A 1590-nucleotide genomic window follows, 5' to 3' on the forward strand; every position below is an offset into this window, starting at 1 on the left:
CCCGGGCGCCCTGCTGCTGGCGCTGCCCGCCGGCCACCCCGTGCACATCCTCTGACGGGTAGCGGCGCGGTCAGCGCACCCTACGCGCGAAGCTCACGCGCCCGCGGGCCGACGACGATGTGAGCGAGCCGGTCGCGAGTGAGCAGCACAGCGTCTTCGACAAGCCGCAGGTAGGCGCCGCTGTCCCTTGCCAACTCGGCAAGTCCGATGATGCCAGATAGGAGGTACTTCGCCTCTCTTGGCGGATCGGCATCCGGAGCGATCAGCTCTTTCCGTTGCGCTTCTTCGAGGTAGTCGGTCAAGCGCGCGAGCCACCCGCTGAACTTGGGACTTGCGGGCGGCGAGCCGTCGGTCCTCCGATCCATCAGCATGAGCGACACTCGCGCCAGCGGGTCGTGCAGGAGGCTGTCGGTCACTTGCTCCGCTACGGCGACGATCGCATCGAGCGGGTCATCATCCGTGCGTTTGGTTCCCATGAAGACACCGCCGGGGAAGGCGAGATCGACGATGGTCCCAACCAAGGCCTGTTTGGTTGGGAAGAAGTAGGTGACGAGGGACTTCGAGGTTCCCGCAACCTCCGCAATGCGACGGAAACTCGTGCCCTCATAACCGAACTCGTCGAACACACGCACGGCTTCCTCAATGATCTCGGGTGCCGCGTTCACGTCCGGGCTCATCACCGAGCGGGCATTGAGCGCCCTCAAAGCCGTTGTGCGCGCGCCGTTCCGTTTCGCGCTCATCGCTCCACCTCCTCGTGGCCACTGTGAGTGACCCTACGCACTGGACAGCCGGTCAGGAGGTGGCGCGTAATACTTCAGTTCCCTAACCGATTGGTCAGTTCATAGCTTCCCGGACATCGCGGCGCTCACCGCGATCGAGAAGGGAAGCATCGCCATCGGAGCGGCTCAGCCGCGCCTTCGGCGTACTTAGCGCAGACGGATCGCTCATCTGGATTTCCGCGCTCGGCTTCACCGGAATGGGAGGAATCACGACCTGCCTCGCGTAACGCTCATTGATCAGAGGGGGCGACGGTGAGCCGGCGTCCCCTCGCCCTGCGAGGGCAACTGAAGGAGTACGAGCAAGCAGGTGGTGACGATCGTGAGCACGAAAGTCGCCACGGGCACGTACCACGTGACCCAAGGTCGCAGAGGGACCCCCAAAGACCGCAATGGAATGACGATCCCCAGCATCGCTGGGATGAGAATCGCCGCGAACGAGAAACTCCTTGCGTCCCATGCCCTCTGACGCCTACCGCGACTTCGCCGATCAGAGGCTTGTGCCCCAGTTCGGCTGGATGCGCCGAGGATCACGAGAGCAATCGGCCAGACCCAGAAGTCGCCGACCAGAAGTAACAGAGCCCCGACTGCGGCGAACAAAGCCGCGACCACCACGCGGGCAAAAACTTCCCACCTCCACCGGGCAGTGATGCCAGTCGGTAACACTTCACTTTCGCGCATGTCTGCGAGCATACGTCCGTCGAGCTCGACGGCGACGAATGCGGCGAGGCCGTGCGGGTGGTGTGCCGCGCCGACCCGGGCGCCCTGCTGCTGGCGCTGCCCGCCGGCCACCCCGTGCACATCCTCTGACGGG

The 1590-nt window shown here is 64.6% G+C and carries 2 protein-coding genes; both read right to left on the reverse strand.

Annotated elements, in window-relative coordinates:
• Positions 1–80 precede the first annotated feature (80 nt).
• Positions 81–740, reverse strand: coding sequence for a TetR/AcrR family transcriptional regulator (locus tag DW309_RS01530; RefSeq protein ID WP_136044349.1), 660 nt, complete (start codon positions 738–740; stop codon positions 81–83).
• Between the two features lie 276 nt (positions 741–1016).
• Positions 1017–1590, reverse strand: a 574-nt coding sequence (locus tag DW309_RS19860) for a hypothetical protein (RefSeq protein ID WP_205812585.1), incomplete at its 5' end; no start/stop codon positions are given.

The sequence above is a fragment of the Microbacterium sp. K41 genome, assembly GCF_004794395.1.
GTDB classification, from domain to species: Bacteria; Actinomycetota; Actinomycetes; order Actinomycetales; family Microbacteriaceae; genus Microbacterium; species Microbacterium sufflavum.

Coding starts and splice junctions, on each gene's coding strand:
- DW309_RS01530 (WP_136044349.1), bottom strand. CDS start 740: ATGAGCGCGAAACGGAACGGCGCGCGCACAACGGCTTTGAGGGCGCTC.